General features: G+C 65.2%; 1 protein-coding gene. It reads right to left on the minus strand.

Annotation, left to right across the window (positions count from 1 at the left end; all coding sequences use genetic code 11):
• Positions 1-1,243: DNA-binding domain-containing protein (locus PSF67_RS15120; RefSeq protein WP_222615217.1), on the minus strand; the 1,243-nt coding region annotated here is incomplete at both ends.

The following is a 1,243-nucleotide window of genomic DNA, read 5'->3' on the forward strand; positions in this document are numbered from 1 at the left end:
CCCATCGGCGTAGTAGTGGATGTGGTCGATGACAAAGCCGGTGCGGGTCAGCGTGCGCCGGAGGATCGGCAGAAAATCGACCAGGAACGAAGTAGCGCGTGTGACGACGGCCGGTACGCCGACACGCGCCACGGCCTCGGCCCAGCGCGCGGCCGGCGGTTGGAGCAGGCCGTTGTGCACCGAACCGTGGTAGGTGCCGACCGCCAATGTGAGCCAGCGCTCTAGCTCGCGCAGCGTCAGGGCGGCCTTGTTTTCGGAATCGTAGTCGCCGCGCTGGTCAGGGTTGGAGAAGGTCGTTCCCGGCAGTTCGTCGTGAATCATCTGCATCGCCGTGCCGATGATCCGTTCCACGATGCCGCCATAGTGCGGCTGTCCCAGCGGGCGATAGTCCAGCCGGATGCCATGCTGCTCGCAACCCCGGCGCAGGGCCTCGCTCTTGAACTCGGCCGCGTTGTCTAGGTAGAGCAGCAAGGGCTTGCCGCTCATCTGCCAATCCATTTCCACGTTCAGTCCTTCCAGCCAAGGGCGCTTGTCGCAGGCGACATGCACGAGGCACAGGCCAACCGAAACGGCAGACGGCGCTTCCAGCGTGACGACCATGCCGAGCACGCAGCGGGTGAACACGTCGATGGCGAGGGTCAGGTACGGGCGGCCAATAGGTTGCCGGTCGCGGTCATCGACCACGATCAGGTCGATGACCGTATGGTCTATCTGCACCTGCTCCAGCGGCGCGGTCACGGCAGGAGGCTCGCCGCCCACACCTTGTAGGTCACGAGCGGCATCCTGGCCTTCCCGCCGGCGGATGACCTTGCGCGGGTCAAGGCTAGCGATCCGTAAGGCCACGGTATTGCGCGCCGGCACTCGCAGTTTTTGAGCCTTGCACACCTGAGTGACTTCGCGGTGAAAGGCCGCTAGGCTGCGCTTCTGCTTGGTCAGGAACCGCTTTTGCAGTAGCTCGTGGATGACGCGCTCGACCGGTTCCGGCAAGCGCCCCTTACCTTTACCTCCACCGGACTGGCCGGGCACCAGATCCGTCACGAGGCCGCTGCCTTGCCGGGCACGCCGGATCAGAACGTATACCTGGCGCCGAGACAAGCCCAGCGCCTGAGCCGCCATATCGGCCGCTTCGTGCCCGACCGTCTCCGACTGCGCCAACGGACTGATGATCTCCGCACGACGGCGCGCACGCTCCCAAGCCTCATCAGGCAGAGTGGCCACGCCTTGTTCTGGAATCCGTGGGGTG

Origin of the sequence: Providencia sp. PROV076, from assembly GCF_028483405.1 — a bacterium.
Taxonomy (GTDB): Bacteria; Pseudomonadota; Gammaproteobacteria; order Enterobacterales; family Enterobacteriaceae; genus Providencia; species Providencia huaxiensis.